The organism is Marivita sp. (assembly GCF_017643905.1).
In the GTDB taxonomy this organism is placed as follows: Bacteria; Pseudomonadota; Alphaproteobacteria; order Rhodobacterales; family Rhodobacteraceae; genus Marivita.
The window spans coordinates 1-17,866 of sequence record NZ_JAEPMO010000099.1 but is presented as its reverse complement, the minus strand read 5'-3'; the positions used below and the strand labels follow the sequence as shown (position 1 = coordinate 17,866).

The following is a 17,866-nucleotide window of genomic DNA, read 5'->3' as shown; positions in this document are numbered from 1 at the left end:
CCGCTTATGGATTCGTTTGGCTGGCGCACGGTGCTGCATGTTGGTGGTGGGGTCACTGCGTTTGTCGCATTGATTTCGGTGGTGTCGATGTATGGCGCGGTTGCGCTGTTCTTTGTCTACTACCTGCGGTTCCTGGGCAGGCATTCCTGGGCGCTGACACTGGCCATCGCGATCATTCTGCCCATCGGCCTGTTCTTCTTTTTCGAGGGGGCGATGCAGATTTCGATGCCACAGGGCCTGCCTTTCACACAGCCGTTCTTCGATGTGATGTACGACATCATTTACTGACGCAGCCAGGATCCAAGGACCATCATGGAAGCTTTATCTTTTCTGGCCGATGGCGTGCTCGTTGCGCTTGAGCCGCTCAATCTTCTTCTCATTCTGATTGGCGTCACAGTAGGCCTGTTCATCGGGGCGATGCCGGGTTTGGGGTCTGTGAACGGTGTGGCGATCCTTTTGCCGATCACGTTTCTCGTGCCTCCGGGCTCTGCCATCATCTTTCTGGCCGCCATCTACTATGGGGCAATGTACGGTGGCGCGATCTCATCGGTCACCATGGGCATACCTGGCGCGTCGACCGCCGTGGCCACAACGTTTGACGGGCGACCTTTGGCGCTTCAGGGACGGGCCAGTCTTGCCTTGGTGACGGCGGCGATTGCCTCATTCGTGGGGGGCACGGTTGCCAACGTCCTGTTCACCCTGTTCGCGCCACTCCTTGCGACCATGGCGCTTTCGTTTGGCCCGCCCGAGATCTTTGCGCTTATGCTTCTGGCCTTCGCAACCTTTGTGGGGCTTGGTGGGGATGATATCCCGAAGACGATCTTTTCGATCTGCCTTGGCCTGGTGCTGGCCACTGTCGGGTTTGACACCATCTCCGGCGAACCGCGCCTCGTACTGTTCGAGATCGAAGGCTTCCTGCGGGGGATCGGCTTTATCGTGCTGGCCATCGGGGTTTACGGCATCGGCGAGATGCTTTGGACCATCGAGCAGACGCGCGGTGAAGTGACAACGACAAACCCCAAGATGACCGTGAAGGGCATGGTGTCAGATTCCAAAGAAGCGATGCGCAGAGGTTGGAAAGGCACCGGGATTGGTTCGTTGCTTGGGTTCTTCGTTGGTGTTCTGCCAGCCGCAGGCGCCACACCGGGGTCCCTAATGTCTTACGGTGTAGCCAAGATGGTCTCAAAGAACCCCGAGGAATACGGGAAGGGTACACCGGACGGGGTTGCGGCGCCTGAGGCGGCGAACAACTCTGCCTCTACAGGGTCCATGTTGCCGATGCTGACACTCGGCATTCCGGGGTCTCCGACAACGGCGATCTTGCTGGGTGGCATGGTCATCTGGGGGCTGACACCGGGCCCTCGTCTGTTTGTCGACCAAAGCGAGTTTGTCTGGGGGCTGATCGGTTCGTTCTACATCTCGAACATCGCGGCGCTGATTATCAATCTCGCGTTCATCCCGCTTTTTGTGTGGATGCTGCGGATGCCGTTCACCATCCTTGCGCCGTTGATCTTCGTGCTATCCATCGTCGGTGGCTTTGCCGCGTCGCGCAGCATGCACGACCTCTGGCTGATCGTTATTTTCGGGCTCTCGGCGTTCTTGCTGCGCAAGTTCGATTATCCGCTGGCACCGGCTGTTCTGGCGATTGTGCTTGGCCCGATTGCCGAGCCGACCATGCGCCAATCCCTGCTGTTGTCTTCGGGTGATCCGATGATCTTTTTCACCCGACCCATCGCAGGGCCGATCACCGTGATCGCGATCATCCTGATCCTGTTGCCGGCAATCAAGCTGCTGCGCCGCAAGCGGTCGGAAAAAACGGCGTGATCCATCGGCTAGCCGTCATCAGGGAACCGATGTCGCAAATGTAAATTGCCATAGAAGTGCTTTTCTTTGCGCTCCGCCCCGTTAAATAGGGGCAAGGGTGGATCACGGGGCGCAGCTCCGATGGAATAACGAAACAGGACCGACTGACTAAAAGGGGACAGGACTATGGCTACCAACGTCAAAGCACTGCTGGAGGGACATGATGCCGGATCGAAGGCCTTGGGTGCACCGGGGCGGGATTGGCTCAGCTATGGCGGGCTGCGGGATCTGTCGGCTCAGGTGAGCGCGTCCTTGCGCGGCTTCGGGATCGGGCCAAGCGACCGGGTGGCCATCGTGCTGCCGAACGGGCCGGAAATGGCGGCGGCGTTTGTGACCATCGCGCAGGCGGCGACGACGGCCCCGCTGAATCCGGCGTATCGCGAGGATGAGTACAAGTTCTACCTCGAGGACCTTGGCGCAAAGGCGATTGTGTTGGGCGACGGGTATGACGGTCCGGCGCTGGCTGCGGCGCAGTCCCTGGGGCTGATGGTGCTGCGCACGGTTGTGGCCGAAGGCGCGCCCGCTGGGTCGTTCACCCTGTCCGCCGATGACGCGACAGGCGATGCCCTGCCTGCCAGCGATCCGACGGATGACGATGTGGCGCTGATCCTGCACACGTCAGGCACCACATCGCGGCCGAAGATCGTGCCGCTGTTGCAGTCGAACGTGGCGGCGTCGGCGCATAACATCGCGGCGTCTTTGAACCTGACGTCTGACGACCGCTGCCTGAACGTGATGCCTTTGTTCCACATTCACGGGTTGATCGCCGCCGTGTCGGCATCGCTGTCGGTCGGCGCGTCGATCTGGTGCGCGCCGGGCTTTGACGCGCTGCGCTTCTTTGGCTGGATGCGCGATGCGACGCCGACATGGTACACTGCGGTGCCGACCATGCATCAGGCGATTTTGACCCGCGCAGGCCGCAATGCGGATGTGATCGCGGAGGTGCCGTTGCGGTTCCTGCGATCCTCGTCGGCGTCCTTGCCCGCACAGGTGATGGAGCAGCTGCGCGAGACCTTCAACGCGCCGGTGATCGAGGCTTACGGGATGACCGAAGCGGCGCACCAGATGTGCTGCAACCCGTTTGACCGGCAGAAACCCGGTGCGGTGGGTGTGGCCGCTGGCCCCGAAGTGCGCGTGGCGCATGAGACCGAAAACCGCCTGGTCGATGGGACGGGCGAGGTTGTGATTTCCGGCCCGAACGTGACACCGGGCTATGAGAGCAACCCCGACGCCAACGCCAAGAACTTCTTTGAAGCGGATGGCAAGCGCTGGTTCCGCACTGGCGACCAAGGTGCGTTCGACGAAGACGGGTTCCTGCATCTGACAGGGCGATTGAAAGAGATCATCAATCGCGGCGGCGAGAAGGTCTCGCCGCTTGAGGTGGATGGCGTGCTTCTGGATCACCCGGCGATTGCGCAGGTGGTGACCTTTGCCCTGCCGCATCCGAAACTGGGTGAGGAAGTAGCGGCTGCCGTAGTGCTGAAGGATGGTACCGAGGCGACCGAGCGCGAGATCCGCGATTTCGCAGCCGAGCGCATGGCGGATTTCAAAGTGCCGCGCAAGGTGATCATTCTGGACGAAATCCCAAAAGGGGCCACTGGCAAGATGCAGCGGATCGGTCTGGCGGAAAAGCTTGGGCTGGTTGAGACCGCGTGAGAGTGTGCCGGGCGACAGCCCGGCCTACGTCTTTGATCGGCGGTGATGTCGGATGGATCGAGAGGGAGCCTCCGGCGGGAGTTTATTTGGCAAGATGAAGGGGGAGCGGTTCGCGGAAAACCAGCGGATCGTTTCGGGTGAGCGATGAAGATTTGCGTATTCGGAGCGGGCGCCATTGGCGGCTATATGGGTGTCAAGCTGGCGCAGGCCGGGGCGGATGTGAGCCTTGTGGCGCGCGGGCCGCATCTGGCGGCGATGAAAGCCAACGGTTTGAAGCTGATCGAAGAGGGCGGGGAAGAGACCGTTGTGTCCGTGACCGCCTCGGACAATCCGGCGGATCTGGGGGTGCAGGATTACATCATTGTGACCCTAAAGGCGCATTCGGTGCCGCCGATCGTAGACAAGATGAAGCCGCTGATTGGGCCTAACACGACAATTGTGTCGGGGGTGAACGGGGTGCCGTGGTGGTATTTCCACAAGATCGGCGGTGAACACGAAGGTACGCGGCTCGAGTCGGTCGATCCGGGCAATGCGCAATGGGACGGGTTCGGCCCGGACCGGGTGCTGGGCTGTGTGGTCTATCCGGCGGCGGAAGTGATCGAGCCCGGCGTGGTAAAGCATATCGAGGGCAATCGCTTCTCGCTGGGGGAGCCGGACGGATCGAAGTCGGAGCGCGCGACGGCGCTGTCGCAGGCGCTCTCTTCGGCGGGGCTCAAGGCGCCGGTGCGGCCCCGGTTGCGGGACGAGATCTGGGTGAAGCTTTGGGGCAACCTGTCGTTCAATCCGATCTCGGCTTTGACCCATGCGACGCTGGATGTGCTTTGCACCGATCCGGGCACGCGGGCGGTGGCCAAGGGCATGATGCTCGAGGCGCAGGAGATTGCCGAGGCGCTGGGGGTGAAGTTCCCGATTGATGTGGAGCGCCGCATTGATGGCGGTGCGGCCGTTGGCGCACACCGCACGTCGATGCTGCAGGATCTGGATCAGGGCCGCCCGATGGAAATCGACGCGCTGGTGGGATCGGTGCAGGAGCTGGGCCGCGTGGTGGGTGTGCCAACACCGACGATTGATACGGTGCTGGCGCTGGTGCAGCTTCGGGCGCGGACCGCCGGGCTTTATTCGTAGGCCGCTGTCACGATCACTTCGACTTTGAGTTCGGGGCGGGCCAGCTTGGCCTCCCCGCAGGCGCGGGCGGGAGCTTGGCCTTCGGGCACCCAGGCGTCCCAGACGGCGTTCATTTCGGCGAAATCGGCCATGTCGGCGACCCAGATGATAGCTTGCAGGATCTGTTCGCGCGACGATCCGGCCTGTTTCAGCAGTGCATCGACGCGGGCGAGGCAGTCCTGCGTCTGTTCGGTCACGGTGTCGCCTGCGCCGACCTGACCACAGAGATAGACGGTGCCGTTGTGTTTGACGATCTTGCTCATCCGCGTGCCGATCTCTTGCCGTTCGATCATGGGGTGTCTCCTGTCTGTTGTTTGCGCTGACACTTGCTGTTGGCGCGCGGATTGTCCAGAACGCTGGGGACAGATGAGGGGAGAGATCAGATGTCCGACACGCGCGCGAAGAAGCGGTTCCGGTCACAGGAATGGTTCGACAATCCCAACAATCCGGGCATGACGGCGCTTTATCTGGAGCGCTATCAGAACCAGTCCTTCACCCAAGGGGAATTGCAGGCCGAAAAGCCGATTATCGGGATCGCCAACACCGGGTCGGATCTGGCACCCTGCAACAAGATCCATGTGTTCCTGATGGACCGGATCAAGGCGGGGATTCGCGATGGTGGGGGTATTCCGATGGAGTTCCCTGTGCATCCGATCCAGGAGACCGGCAAGCGCCCGACGGCGGCGTTGGACCGGAACCTTGCCTATCTGAGCCTTGTCGAAGTGCTGCATGGCTATCCCATCGACGGGGTCGTGCTGACCACGGGATGTGACAAGACCACGCCGGCGCAGCTCATGGGGGCGGCGACGATGGATATTCCGGCGATTGCGCTCAATGGCGGTCCGATGCTGGATGGCTGGTACAAGGGCAAGCGCGCAGGGTCGGGCACGACGATCTGGGAAGGGCGGCGCCTGATGGCGCGGGGCGAGATCGGCTACGCCGAGTTCATGGAGCTGGCCTGTGCCTCGTCTCCCTCCTTGGGGCATTGCAACACGATGGGAACGGCGAGCACGATGAACGCGATGGCCGAGGCGCTGGGCATGTCGTTGCCGGGCAATTCGGCGATCCCGGCGCCGTTCCGCGAGCGTATGGCGATGGCCTATGAGACCGGCAAGCGATGTGTGCAGATGGTGCTGGACGATCTGAAGCCGTCGGACATCCTGACACGCGAGGCGTTCGAGAATGCGATTGTGGTTAATGCGGCCATTGGGGGATCGACCAACGCACCACCGCATCTGCAGGCGATTGCGCGACATGCGGGGGTGGAGTTGGATGTGACCGATTGGGAGAAGATCGGGTTCGACGTTCCACTGATGGTCAACATGCAGCCGGCAGGCGAATATCTGGGCGAGAGTTTTTACCGCGCGGGCGGGGTGCCTGCGGTGATGGGTGAATTGCGCAAGGCTGGGCGGTTGCATGAGGGGGTGATGACGGCCTCGGGGCAGCGGTTGGGGGATGTGCTGGCGTCTTGGGAGAGTTTGGACCGGGACGTGATCACGACCTATGACGCGCCGCTGCGCGACAAGGCGGGGTTCAAGGTGCTGTCGGGGAACCTGTTTGACTCGGCGCTCATGAAGACCAGCGTGATTTCCGCCGATTTCCGCAAGCGGTTCCTGTCGACACCCGGCGCGGAAGGCGTGTTCGAGGCGCGGGCGATCGTGTTCGAGGGGCCTGAGGATTACCACGACCGGATCAACGATCCCGAGTTGGCGATCGACGAGGCATGCATGCTGTTCATCCGCAATGTCGGCTGTGTGGGCTATCCCGGATCAGCCGAGGTGGTGAACATGCAGCCGCCTGATGCGCTGGTGAAGGCTGGGATCAATCATCTGCCGACGGTGGGGGATGGGCGGCAATCGGGGACGTCGGAGAGCCCGTCGATCCTGAACGCATCGCCCGAGGCGGTTGTGGGGGGCGGATTGGCCTATCTGCAAACCGGGGACCGGGTGCGTCTGGATCTGAATGCCTCGACCCTGAACGCCTTGGTGGATGACGCCGAGTGGGAGGCGCGCAAGGCGGCGTGGCAGGCGCCCGAGATCGTCAATCAGACGCCGTGGCAGGAGATCTATCGACGCCATGTCGGGCAATTGGAAGATGGCGGATGCCTTGAGTTGGCGACGGCCTATCAGCGGATCGCCAAGGATTTGCCGCGCGACAATCACTGACGGGGTAGGGGGCGCTGCCCCCGTCCGCCTTTGGCGGACTCCCCCGGAGTTTATTTGGCAAGATGAAGCATGGGAGGGGGCATGGGACAGACGATCATCATCACTGGGGCGGGGAGCGGGATTGGCCGCGCCTGTGCCGAGGCGTTTCTGGGCGCGGGTTGGCGCGTCGGGCTGATCGGGCGACGGGCGGCACCGCTTGAGGAGATTGCGGCGGGGTCGGAGGCGGCGCTGGCGCTGCCCTGTGACGTGACCGACGCGGCGGCGGTGGAGGCTGCCTTTGCCACGGTTGTGGAGCGTTGGGGGCGGCTTGATGCGCTGTTCAACAATGCAGGCACGGGCGTGTTCGGGGCGACCATTGACGAGATCCCGCTGGAGGATTGGAAACGGTGCATCGACGTGAACCTGACGGGCAGTTTTCTCTGTGCGCGGGCGGCTTTTGCGCAGATGCGGCGGCAGGACCCGCAGGGCGGGCGGATCATCAACAACGGCTCGATCTCGGCCCATGTGCCGCGCTGGGGGTCTGTGCCCTATACGGCGTCGAAGCATGCGATCACGGGGCTCACGCGGACGCTGTCGCTGGATGGGCGGGCGTTCAACATCGCTTGTGGGCAGATCGATATCGGCAATGCGGAGACCGAGATCGTGCACGGCTTACGTTCGCAGGCGATCGACGCAGGCAAACCGGTGGAGCCGGTGATGGATGTGGCGCATGTGGCGTCGTCGGTTCTGCACATGGCCAGCCTGCCGCTGGATGCCAATGTGCAGTTCATGACGGTGATGGCGACCACCATGCCCTATATCGGGCGCGGCTAGATTTCCCTTGGATTCGGGCAGAGCTTCGTGCGTTTATGCCGTCAGACAATTGGGAGGAGATTACCATGATCAAGCGCGCATTTCTCAGGCTCGCTGGAACCACGGCCCTGGCGCTGACGCTGGGCTCAGGCGCCTTTGCGCAGGAGGTGACGCTGCGGATGCACCAGTTCCTGCCGGCGCAGGCCAATGTGCCGAAGAATGTGCTGGTGCCCTGGGCAGAGCGGGTGATGGACGCGTCCGGTGGCCGGATCGAGATCCAGCATTTCCCGTCGATGCAGCTGGGGGGCACGCCGCCGCAGCTGATCGACCAGGCGATTGATGGCGTGGCCGACATCATCTGGACGGTGGCGGGGTATACGCCGGGCCGCTTCCCGCGCGCCGAGGTGTTCGAACTGCCCTTCACCATGACCGATGCGGGCGACATGTCGGCCGCCTATTGGGAATTGGCCGAAGAGCAGATGATGGATCAGGACTTTGCCGATTTCAAAGTGCTGGGGGTCTGGGTGCATGGTCCCGGCGTGATCCATTCCGCCGATCCGATCACCACGCCCGGTGATCTGAATGGCGTCAAGCTACGTGCGCCGACCCGGGTGACGAACAAGCTGTTCACCAATCTTGGGGCAACCACCGTGGGCATGCCGGTGCCAGCCATCCCCGAGGCGCTGTCCAAGGGGGTCGTGGATGCGACCGTGATCCCGTGGGAGGTGACGGGCGCGCTCAAGGTGGCGGAACTGGTCGAGAACCACACCGAGTTCGAGGGACCGGCGATTTATACCACCACCTTCATCTTTGCGATGAACAAGGAAAAGTACGAGAGCCTGCCAGATGATCTCAAGGCGGCCATCGATTCCCAATCGGGGGCCGAGTTCAGCCGCATGGCGGGAACGCAGATGCAGGCGGATGACACGCCGTCGCGGGAGGCGGCGCTCGATATGGGCAACAATCTGATCACGATTTCCGAAGCGGATGCCGGTCCGTGGCGCGAAGCTGCCGCTTCCACGACAGCCGAGTGGATTTCCGAGATGGATGAGAAGGGCATTGACGGAAATGCTGTGATCGCGCGGGCGAAAGAGCTTTTGGACAAGCACAACACGCAGTAAAGCGTGGCGCGTCGCCCGGCCACAGGGTTGGGCGACGCACAAGACGGCGAGGGGCAGAGCGGCATGAAGACGGCGATTGAGCGCCTCGCGCGGGGCATGGCGGTTTTTGGCGGTGTCGTGATGGTGGCCCTTGTGCTTCTGACCTGCGTGTCGGTTTTGGGGCGCGGTCTGAACTCCATGGGACATTCCGGCTGGCTGACCTCGATGGCACAGGGCTTTGCCGATTGGCTGATCGCCAGCGGGGTCGGGCCGGTGACAGGGGATTTCGAGCTGGTCGAAGCGGGGATCGCGTTTTCGATCTTCGCGTTCCTGCCGATCTGCCAGCTTTATGCCGGGCATGCGACTGTGGATGTGTTCACGTCACGGCTGTCGGGCAAGGCCAATGCGTGGCTGATCGCGTTCTGGGACGTGGTTCTGACGCTGGTGATCTGGCTGATCACATGGCGTCTGTTCGCCGGGCTTCTCGACAAGCTCGGCAATGGTGAGACGTCGTTCCTGCTGCAATTCCCGGTCTGGTGGGCCTATGCCGCCAGTTTCGTTGCCGCATTGGCGGCCTCGGTCACAGCACTTTATTGTTCGGTGGGCCGCGTGACCTATGCCGCTACCGGACGGTCGATCCTGCCAGCCCCGGGGGCGGATGCGGCATGAGCATGCTGGAACTTGGCATCTGGTCCTTTCCGGTCCTGTTGGCGCTGATTTTCCTGCGGGCGCCCATCGGGCTTGCGATGATGCTCTGCGGGATCGGCGGGCTGTGGCTGGCGCTGGGCAGTCCGGACGTGGTGCTGGCACGGCTGAAGTCCGAGACCTATTCGACCTTTTCCAGTTATTCGCTGTCGATCATTCCGATCTTCCTGTTGATGGGCCAGTTCGCGACTCTGTCGGGCATGTCGCAGGCGCTGTTCAAGGCGGCGGAATCGTGGCTGGGGCATCGCAAGGGCGGGGTAGCCATGGCGTCGGTCGGGGCCTGTGCGGGCTTTGGCGCGATCTGCGGATCGTCGCTGGCCACCGCGGCGACGATGAGCCGGGTGGCCTTGCCGGAGTTGCGGCGCAACGGCTATTCGGGCGGATTTTCCACCGCAACCCTCGCGGCAGGGGGTACTTTGGGCATCCTGATCCCGCCCTCGGTGATCCTCGTGATCTATGCGATCCTGACGGAACAGAACATCGCCAAGCTGTTTCTGGCGGCGTTTATTCCGGGCGTTTTGGCCGCCATCGGCTACATGATCACGATTTCGCTTTATGTGCGGCGGCACCCCGAAGCGGCGGGGCATCGTGACCCTGTGCCCTATGCGGCGCGGGTGCGGGCGTTGATCGACGTTTGGCCAGTCTTGCTTGTGTTCGGGCTTGTTGTCGGTGGTATTTATCTAGGCTGGTTCACACCGACCGAGGGGGCGGCTGTGGGGGCAGCGGGGACCGGGCTGATTGCGCTGCTGTCGGGCAATCTGAGCTGGGACGTGTTCAAGCAGAGCATCATTCAGACGGCGGTCAGCACCGCGATGATCTTTTTCATCGTGCTGGGGGCGGCATTCTACAACGGCTTTCTGGCGTTGACACAGGTGCCGCAGGAGTTGTCGAACTGGGTGGTCGAGATGGGACTCAGCCCGTTCATGGTGCTGTCGTTGATCCTGCTCTTCTACCTTGTGTTCGGCTGTCTGATGGACAGCCTGTCGATGATCCTGCTCACGATCCCGATCTTTTTCCCTGTGATTTCAGTCATGGATTTCGGCTTTGTCGACTTGGCGATGATGCAGGCGGATGCGGCGCGCGACGTGCTGGCGGCGGGCGTTCCCGAGGGCATGACGCAGGAAATGCTGGCGTCGATACAGTCGGCCATGGCGGCGGGGATGGAGTTGACGCGCGAGCAGATGCAGGCGCTGGACATTCGTGTGACCCAAGGCATGGCGAACCGGATCGAGGCGGAATGGGTGGCGATCTGGTTTGGTATTCTCGTGTTGATCGTGGTTGAGGTCGGTCTGATCACGCCGCCGGTGGGGATGAACCTGTTCATCATCAATTCGATGGATCGCAACACCCCGATGATGGAGACCTACAAGGCGGTGATCTGGTTCGTTGCGTCCGATCTGGTGCGGGTGATCCTGCTGGTGTTGTTTCCCGCTATTACGCTGTTTTGGCTTTACTGACCGGACATCTGCGCATCAGCGCACAGATGTTTCACGCCATAGCGCAGGAATAGATCTGGCAAACTGAACCGATCAGTTTAGATATTGGCGAAGTTTTACGGGAACGTCACAGGACATAGATCGTTTCCGTGTTAGCCTCGCGCGAAATCTGGAGATCTGTCATGGGCCGTCTGTTTGTTCTTCTTTTTCTGGTTCTCAGTCCGATCGCCTCTATGGCGCAGGACATGCGACTGGCCAAGATCATCGAGGTGCAATCCGGTGACAGCGCCGTGACGCGGCAGTTCTTTGGGCATGTGGTGGCCAAGGAAACCGTTGATCTGGCGTTTCAGGTCGGTGGGCAGATCGTTGAGCTGCCGGTGATCGAAGGCGCGCGGATCGACAAGGGCACTGTGGTGGCACAACTGGATCTGGAGCCGTTCGAGCTGGCGCTGGATCAGGCGCGGGTGCAGAAGGATCAGGCGGAACGCACAGTCGAGCGGTTGCAGAAACTGCAGGGCAGCACGGTGAGTCAGGTCACAGTGGATGATGCGGAAACCTCGTTGCAACTGGCCGAGATCGCGGTGCGCAATGCCGAACGCGAGCTGAACAACGCGACACTTCTGGCCCCGTTCGACGCGCTCGTGGCGTCGCGCAATGTGGCCAATTTCTCGACCATCGGTGCGGGAAACCCGATTGCGCGACTGCATGACATGTCTGATCTGCGGATCGAGATCGACGTGCCCGAGGTGCTGTTTCAGCGCGCAGGCACGGACCCCAATGTGGAACTGTGGGCGCAGTTTCCGACAGATGATACCCGGTATTCCGTAATGCCGCGCGAATTCAACGCCGAAACCTCGCAAATCGGGCAGACCTATCGGATTACCCTTGGCATGACCCCACCCGAGGGCAAGACAATCCTGCCGGGATCGTCGGTGACGGTGTATGCCACGCTGAATGGCGAGGTGCAGGACATCGTGATCCCCGCGTCGGCGGTCAGCACGACGAATGATGGCAGCCCGACCGTGATGGTGTTCACGCCGACTGGCGCGGACGAGGGCACGGTTGCGCGCCGTCCAGTCACGGTGGAGCCGACCATTCGTGGTGATGTGCGCGTGACGGAAGGCTTGCAGCCGGGTGAAGAGATCGTTGCCTGCGGCGCCAGCCAATTGGCCGACGGGGATCGCGTGAAGCGGTTCACCGGCTTCTCGAACTGAGCGCCGCGCCATGAATATTGCAAAAGCGTCCATCGACCGCCCCATTCTCACATGGCTTATCATGTTGGCGGCCCTGCTGGGCGGCATCTGGGGCTTCTTTTCGTTGGGTCGGTTGGAAGACCCGGCGTTTACCATCAAAACCGCTGTGGTGGTCACTGAATACCCCGGCGCCAGCGCGCAGCAGGTGGCGCGCGAGGTGACGGAGCCACTGGAATCCGAAATCCAGAAGATGTCCGAGGTCAAGGAAGTCCGGTCCGTCAACCAGCCCGGGCTGTCGCGCATCAGCGTGGACATGAAAGACACCTATGACGGCGAGGAATTGCCCGAAATCTGGACCAAGCTGCGCAACCGGGTGAATGCGGCGCGACTGCCATCAGGCACCGGCCGACCGTTTGTGAATGACGGTTTTGGGGACGTGTTCGGCATCTACTATGCCGTGACAGCCCCCGGTTTTACCGATGCCGAGATTTACGAGCTTTCAACTTTTCTGCGGCGCGAATTGCTGTCTGTGGACGGGGTTGCCGATGTGGCGCTGTCGGGTGTGCCGGACGAAGTGATCTACGTTGAACCGAAGCTTGTTCTGAGCAGCAACCTGAACATTCCGCCCGCCGCGATTCAGCAGGCTTTGGCGACGACCAATTCGGTTGTGGATGGCGGGTCGATCCAGGATGTGGATGGACGCACGCTCATCCAGGGGCCGGATGGCTATGACACCGTGCAGGAGATCGCGGGCCTGACCGTTGGGGTTGGCGGAGAAGTGCTCAACCTCTTCGATTTTGCCGATGTTTACCGCGCGCGCGAAGACACGCCAGACCTGATCATTCGCCACAATGGGGTCGAAGCCTTTGCATTGGGGATCGCCGGGATCGGTTCGGAGAACATCGTCGATGTTGGCAAGCGTGCCGACGCCAAGCTGGCCGAGCTTGCGCCACAAATCCCGGTGGGGGTGGAACTGCAGCCGATCTACCAGCAGCACGTGGTGGTGGAAGAGGCGTCCAACGCGTTCCTGGTCAACCTTGCAATGTCGGTAACCATCGTTGTCATCGTGCTTGCGCTTTTCATGGGATGGCGGGCTGCGATTGTTGTCGGCGTGACGCTGCTTTTGACCGTGGTCGGAACGCTGTTCTTCATGGCGGTCTTTGCCATCGAGATGGAGCGGATTTCGCTGGGCGCATTGATCATTGCCATGGGGATGCTGGTCGACAATGCCATCGTTGTTGCGGAAGGCATGCAGATCGCGATGCGACGGGGCAAGGACAGCCGGGCTGCAGCGGATGAGGCGGCCAGCAAGACGCAAATTCCGCTGCTTGGGGCCACGGTGATCGGGATCATGGCCTTTGCGGGTATCGGCCTCAGCCCGGATGCGACGGGGGAATTCCTGTTCTCGCTGTTCGCGGTGATCGGGATTTCGCTTTTGCTCTCATGGGTGCTTGCGCTGACGGCGACGCCTTTGCTGGGGCACTATTTCTTCAAGCGCGGTGCGAGCGGGGATGACGACGCCTATGGCGGCGCGATGTTCCGGCTTTATGGCGCGGTCCTGCGCGGCGCGTTGCGCACATGGTGGCTTGTGATTGTCGGGCTCATGGGGATCACGGTTGTTTGATTCATGCTGTTTGGCCAGATCAAGCAGCAGTTCTTTCCCGACAGCAACACGCCGCTGTTCTTTGTGCATTACAAGCTGGAGCAGGGGGCGTCGATCGCAGAGACATCGCGCGATCTCATGGTGTTCGAGGACTGGCTGGCCGAACAGGAGGATGTCGTCTCTGCCAGCGCCTTTGTCGGGCGCGGCGCGGATCGGTTCATGCTGACCTATCAGGCCGAAGACCCGAACCCGAGTTACGGCCATATCATCGTGCGCACCGAAAGCATCGACCAGATCGCGCCGCTGATAGCCGAGATTGAGGCCTTTGCCGCTGAAAACCTGCCGCAAGGCGAATTCCGCGCCAAGCGGCTTGCCTTTGGACCCGGTGGGGGTGACCCGATTCAGGTGCGGTTCTCGGGGCCGGATGCGGTTGTTCTGCGCGATCTGGCGGACGAGGCAATGGCACGGCTGATCGCTGCATCGGACAACATCGTTGCCCCGCGCATCGACTGGCGGGAACAAGAGCTTGTGCTCAAGCCGGTTTACGCCACGGACCGCGCGCAGGAGGCAGGGATCACCCGTGACGACATCACAACCATCCTGCGCTTTGCGACTACGGGTATCGATGCCGGGGTGTACCGGGAGGGGGAGCGGCAGATCCCCATCGTTCTGCGCGCTGACCCCGAGGCGGGGCTCGCTCTGACCGATTACGTGGTCTATTCGCAGAATGCGCAGACATCGGTGCCGCTGGAACAGGTGACGGATGGATTCAAATTCGAGGCGCAGAACACGCTGCTGATGCGGCGGGACCGGTTGCTGACGATCACCGTGGGCGCGGATATCGTCAAAGGGCTGACCGCCGCACAGGTGCAGGCCGAGGTGACCGAGACCATTGAGGCGATGGACCTGCCTGCGGGCTACAAGATGGAATGGGGCGGAGAGCTGGAAAGCTCGTCCGACGCGCAGGCCAGCCTTGGGCGGCAATTGCCGATGAGCCTGATCATCATGGTGGTGATCTCGGTTCTGCTTTTCAACGCGCTGCGGCAACCGCTGATCATCTGGCTGCTGGTTCCGATGTCGGTGAACGGCGTCAGTCTGGCTTTGCTGGGCACCGGGTACCCGTTCACCTTCACCGCACTTTTGGGGCTGTTGTCGCTGTCGGGGATGCTGATCAAGAACGGGATCGTTCTGGTGGAAGAAATCGACATCGTGCGGGCCGAAAAGCCGGATCAGGATTTGAAGGACACGATTGTGGAGGCCTCTACATCGCGTCTGCGGCCCGTGATCCTGGCTGCGGCTACGACCATTCTGGGAATGTTGCCGCTGATCTGGGACGCGTTCTTCCAGTCGATGGCGGTCACGATCATGGGCGGGCTCGCGTTTGCATCGATCCTCACGCTGGTGGCGGCCCCTGTGTTCTACTACGCCTTTTTCAAGCGAAGTGCGGAGGCACAGGCCCAGCCTGCGTGATGGTCAAATGGTGTCCCGCGGCCTGGCTTGGTTGGTGTTCAATTTGGATGTTTCGCTCATTTTGCGGGCAGAGTTTTTGCGGCGGCTCGAATTCCGTTGGTGTGCTGCACCGCTGTGCATGTCGATGATTGCATCTGCCGAATGACCTGTTGCACATCCTGACCATGCAGACCTCGATCCGGATTGTCGTCGTCGAACACGACCGCGACAGAGCCATAGCCATCGTTGACGCCCTCAAGGACGCCTGTGCCTGCGACGTCCTTGTTGTTGGCGATTCCAGCGGTCTGGAGCGCAAGATCGCAGCTTATGGTCCCGATATTGTCCTGATTGATATCGACAATCCGACGCGCGACATGCTGGAGGAGCTGACCCTTGCCTCGGGGCCGTTGGAACGGCCCGTGGCGATGTTCGTCTCGGGAAATTCCGACGGTCTGGCGGCAGCGGCGATCGAAGCGGGCGTTTCGGCCTATGTGGTCGACGGGCTTGCACCCGCGCGCATAAAACCTGTGATGGATACGGCCATCGCGCGCTTTGCCATGGTGCGCCAGATGCGCAACGAATTGGCCGAGACGCGGCGCGCGCTGGAAGAGCGCAAGGTCATTGATCGCGCCAAGGGCCTGCTCATGAAGGCCAAGGGCATCGACGAAGACGCGGCTTATGCGCTGTTGCGCAAGACCGCCATGGACCGGGGACGTCGTGTCGCCGATGTGGCCGAGGCGCTGGTCACTGCGGCGGGATTGTTGGGATGACGCGGGTCACGGTTCCTGTCGCCTATATGCCGCTGGTCGATGCCGCGCCACTGATCGTTGCGCAGGAAATGGGGTTTGCGGATGCGGAAGGTATCGCGCTTGACCTGATCGCCGCTCCGTCCTGGTCTTCGGTGCGTGACATGCTGGCGTTTGGGCGTGTGGATGCCGCGCATATGCTGTCGCCCGTGCCGATTGCCATGGCGATGGGGCTGGGCGGTGTGGCCACGGCGCTGAGCGCGGTATCGGTCCTGTCGGTCAATGGCAATGTCATTGGCGTGGGTAAGCCGCTGGAAGAGAAGCTCCGCGCCAATGGCTTTGAGTTCGACTTTGCCGATCCTGTGAAAGCAGCGCGCGCTTTGGCCGAAGTTCGGGACAGGCCGATCATCTTTGGCGTGCCTTTCCCGTTTTCAATGCATGTCGAACTTCTGCGGTATTGGAGTGCCGCAACCGATCTTGGGCCTGATGGCATCGTGATCCGCACCGTGCCTCCGCCGTTGATGACCAATGCTTTGGCCGCGGGCGATGTGGATGCGTTTTGTGTTGGTGAACCTTGGGGGTCTGTAGCCGTTGAGCAAGGCTCGGGTGCGCTTTTGCTGCCTGGCGCATCCATCTGGAGCTTTGCCCCGGAGAAGGTGCTTGCGGTGCGCACAGCTTGGGCCGAGACCGAACCCGACCTTTCCGGGCGGTTGATGCGTGCGGTGTGGCGCGCGGGTCGCTGGCTGGCTGACCCAGACGCCCGATTGGCGGCGGCGACGTTGCTGTCGAGAAAATCCTATCTCAACGTTTCAGCCGAACTGATCGACCGCGCCTTGTCGGGGGATCTTGTGGTCTCAAGTCGGGGTGAGCAGAGATCGGTTGCCCGTTTCCTGCTGTTCCACGAGGGCGCGGCGAGTTTTCCGTGGCGGAGCCAGGCCAAATGGATTGGCCACCATCTTGCCAAGCATCATGGGACAGACAATGCGCCTTCCATCGACGTCATCTCCAAGGTCTATCGCACCGATCTCTACCGGACGCACATGGCTGGAACGGGCTGCGATTTGCCCGGCGCTTCCGAGAAAGTTGAAGGTGCGATTCGGCATGCGACGCCAGTGGCATCGGCGTGTGGCAGTCTGACGCTGTTGCCAAACCGCTTTTTCGATGCCCGGGTTTTCGACTTTCCTCTGGAGTGAGCGCTCATTTTTTGTGCTGTTGAACTGCGCTGACACGGTCGACTGCTTTCTTTTGAAGAATTAATTGGGAATCGTCGCTGCGCTGCGGCACACGTTGAGCGTGCTCACAACGGTGTGGGCAAAACGAATTCCTCCCATGACTGGGAATATCTGAGCAGGGTCGCTCACTTTCCGCCGGAACCATCCGGAGGTTAGTGTCGGCCCTTTTTCTGTTTCTGCGCGGTCTTTTCTTCTCCCTGAAAGATCGCGCATGTCGAAAGGACATACCATGAGAAAGCTCTTTCTGAGCCTCGTCGCCACCACAGCGCTTGCGAGCCCTTCGTTTGCCGAATTGCTTGAACTTGAAAAAGACGAACTGACGTTTGGCTTCATCAAGCTGACCGATATGGCCCCTCTCGCCGTTGCCTATGAGCAAGGTTATTTCCTGGACGAGGGATTGTTCGTCACGCTGGAGGCGCAGGCGAACTGGAAAGTGCTTCTGGACGGGGTGATCGACGGCCAGCTTGACGGGGCGCATATGCTTGCCGGTCAGCCACTGGCCGCCACTATCGGCTACGGCACCGAAGCGCATATCGTGACGCCGTTTTCCATGGACCTGAACGGCAACGGCATCACCGTGTCGAACGAGGTCTGGGAAAAGATGCTGCCGCATATCCCGAAAATGGATGATGGCCGCCCGCAGCACCCGATCTCGGCCGAGGCGTTGAAGCCGGTGATCGAAGAGTTCAACGCCAATGGTCAGCCGTTCAACATGGGCATGGTCTTCCCGGTGTCGACCCACAATTATGAACTGCGCTATTG

Annotated in this window: 14 protein-coding genes and 1 pseudogene; 14 read left to right on the top strand and 1 reads right to left on the bottom strand. The window is 61.4% G+C overall.

The genetic code is table 11. The features are described 5' to 3' along the window. The 4 genes from JJ869_RS15580 to JJ869_RS15565 all read left to right on the top strand — a co-directional run. Positions 1-288, top strand: a 288-nt coding sequence (locus tag JJ869_RS15580; RefSeq protein ID WP_292268472.1) for a tripartite tricarboxylate transporter TctB family protein, incomplete at its 5' end; no start/stop codon positions are given. Positions 289-312: 24 nt separating this feature from the next. After that, positions 313-1,824, top strand: a complete 1,512-nt coding sequence (locus JJ869_RS15575) for a tripartite tricarboxylate transporter permease (RefSeq protein WP_292268471.1) — start codon at positions 313-315, stop codon at positions 1,822-1,824. Between the two features lie 165 nt (positions 1,825-1,989). Continuing rightward, positions 1,990-3,519, top strand: coding sequence for an acyl--CoA ligase (locus JJ869_RS15570; protein ID WP_292268470.1), 1,530 nt, complete (start codon positions 1,990-1,992; stop codon positions 3,517-3,519). Between the two features lie 144 nt (positions 3,520-3,663). Further along, positions 3,664-4,644 (top strand): 2-dehydropantoate 2-reductase, encoded by a 981-nt coding sequence (locus tag JJ869_RS15565; RefSeq protein ID WP_292268469.1) that lies wholly within the window; start codon positions 3,664-3,666, stop codon positions 4,642-4,644. Here the strand turns inward: JJ869_RS15565 and JJ869_RS15560 are convergent. Beyond that, on the bottom strand, positions 4,635-4,976 hold the full coding sequence (locus tag JJ869_RS15560) for a RidA family protein (protein WP_292268467.1): 342 nt from the start codon (positions 4,974-4,976) through the stop codon (positions 4,635-4,637). The two genes, JJ869_RS15565 and JJ869_RS15560, sit on opposite strands and share 10 nt — an antisense overlap. A 90-nt stretch (positions 4,977-5,066) precedes the next feature. On the opposite strand from JJ869_RS15560, the gene JJ869_RS15555 reads away from it, so the two are divergent. The 10 genes and pseudogenes from JJ869_RS15555 to JJ869_RS15510 all read left to right on the top strand — a co-directional run. Further along, complete coding sequence (locus JJ869_RS15555; RefSeq protein ID WP_292268465.1) at positions 5,067-6,848, top strand: IlvD/Edd family dehydratase; 1,782 nt, start codon at positions 5,067-5,069, stop codon at positions 6,846-6,848. A gap of 81 nt (positions 6,849-6,929) precedes the next feature. Continuing rightward, on the top strand, positions 6,930-7,661 hold the full coding sequence (locus tag JJ869_RS15550) for an SDR family oxidoreductase (RefSeq protein ID WP_292268464.1): 732 nt from the start codon (positions 6,930-6,932) through the stop codon (positions 7,659-7,661). Positions 7,662-7,726: 65 nt separating this feature from the next. Next, positions 7,727-8,761 carry a TRAP transporter substrate-binding protein gene (locus tag JJ869_RS15545; protein ID WP_292268463.1) on the top strand — a complete coding sequence of 345 codons (1,035 nt, stop codon included), beginning with the start codon at positions 7,727-7,729 and terminating at the stop codon, positions 8,759-8,761. A gap of 63 nt (positions 8,762-8,824) precedes the next feature. After that, complete coding sequence (locus tag JJ869_RS15540; protein ID WP_292268462.1) at positions 8,825-9,409, top strand: TRAP transporter small permease subunit; 585 nt, start codon at positions 8,825-8,827, stop codon at positions 9,407-9,409. Continuing rightward, on the top strand, positions 9,406-10,902 hold the full coding sequence (locus tag JJ869_RS15535; protein WP_292268460.1) for a TRAP transporter large permease: 1,497 nt from the start codon (positions 9,406-9,408) through the stop codon (positions 10,900-10,902). The genes JJ869_RS15540 and JJ869_RS15535 overlap by 4 nt, the downstream gene beginning before the upstream one ends. Positions 10,903-11,063: 161 nt before the next feature. Next, entirely contained in the window at positions 11,064-12,095 is a 1,032-nt protein-coding gene (locus JJ869_RS15530) for an efflux RND transporter periplasmic adaptor subunit (protein WP_292268458.1), read from the top strand. Positions 12,096-12,105: 10 nt separating this feature from the next. Further along, positions 12,106-15,147: pseudogene (locus tag JJ869_RS15525) on the top strand (efflux RND transporter permease subunit). 164 nt (positions 15,148-15,311) lie between these two features. Beyond that, positions 15,312-15,896: an ANTAR domain-containing protein gene (locus JJ869_RS15520; RefSeq protein WP_292268473.1), complete on the top strand. Its 585-nt coding sequence runs from the start codon at positions 15,312-15,314 to the stop codon at positions 15,894-15,896. After that, complete coding sequence (locus tag JJ869_RS15515; RefSeq protein WP_292268457.1) at positions 15,893-17,065, top strand: CmpA/NrtA family ABC transporter substrate-binding protein; 1,173 nt, start codon at positions 15,893-15,895, stop codon at positions 17,063-17,065. The genes JJ869_RS15520 and JJ869_RS15515 overlap by 4 nt, the downstream gene beginning before the upstream one ends. Before the next feature lie 268 nt (positions 17,066-17,333). Then, positions 17,334-17,866, top strand: a 533-nt coding sequence (locus tag JJ869_RS15510; protein ID WP_292268456.1) for a CmpA/NrtA family ABC transporter substrate-binding protein, incomplete at its 3' end; no start/stop codon positions are given.

Excerpts from the sequence above, each read along its gene's own strand:
- JJ869_RS15575 (WP_292268471.1), top strand. The coding sequence starts at position 313 with ATGGAAGCTTTATCTTTTCTGGCCGATGGCGTGCTCGTTGCGCTTGAG.
- JJ869_RS15570 (WP_292268470.1), top strand. The coding sequence starts at position 1,990 with ATGGCTACCAACGTCAAAGCACTGCTGGAGGGACATGATGCCGGATCG.
- JJ869_RS15565 (WP_292268469.1), top strand. The coding sequence starts at position 3,664 with ATGAAGATTTGCGTATTCGGAGCGGGCGCCATTGGCGGCTATATGGGT.
- JJ869_RS15560 (WP_292268467.1), bottom strand. The coding sequence starts at position 4,976 with ATGATCGAACGGCAAGAGATCGGCACGCGGATGAGCAAGATCGTCAAA.
- JJ869_RS15555 (WP_292268465.1), top strand. The coding sequence starts at position 5,067 with ATGTCCGACACGCGCGCGAAGAAGCGGTTCCGGTCACAGGAATGGTTC.
- JJ869_RS15550 (WP_292268464.1), top strand. The coding sequence starts at position 6,930 with ATGGGACAGACGATCATCATCACTGGGGCGGGGAGCGGGATTGGCCGC.
- JJ869_RS15545 (WP_292268463.1), top strand. The coding sequence starts at position 7,727 with ATGATCAAGCGCGCATTTCTCAGGCTCGCTGGAACCACGGCCCTGGCG.
- JJ869_RS15540 (WP_292268462.1), top strand. The coding sequence starts at position 8,825 with ATGAAGACGGCGATTGAGCGCCTCGCGCGGGGCATGGCGGTTTTTGGC.
- JJ869_RS15535 (WP_292268460.1), top strand. The coding sequence starts at position 9,406 with ATGAGCATGCTGGAACTTGGCATCTGGTCCTTTCCGGTCCTGTTGGCG.
- JJ869_RS15530 (WP_292268458.1), top strand. The coding sequence starts at position 11,064 with ATGGGCCGTCTGTTTGTTCTTCTTTTTCTGGTTCTCAGTCCGATCGCC.
- JJ869_RS15520 (WP_292268473.1), top strand. The coding sequence starts at position 15,312 with ATGCAGACCTCGATCCGGATTGTCGTCGTCGAACACGACCGCGACAGA.
- JJ869_RS15515 (WP_292268457.1), top strand. The coding sequence starts at position 15,893 with ATGACGCGGGTCACGGTTCCTGTCGCCTATATGCCGCTGGTCGATGCC.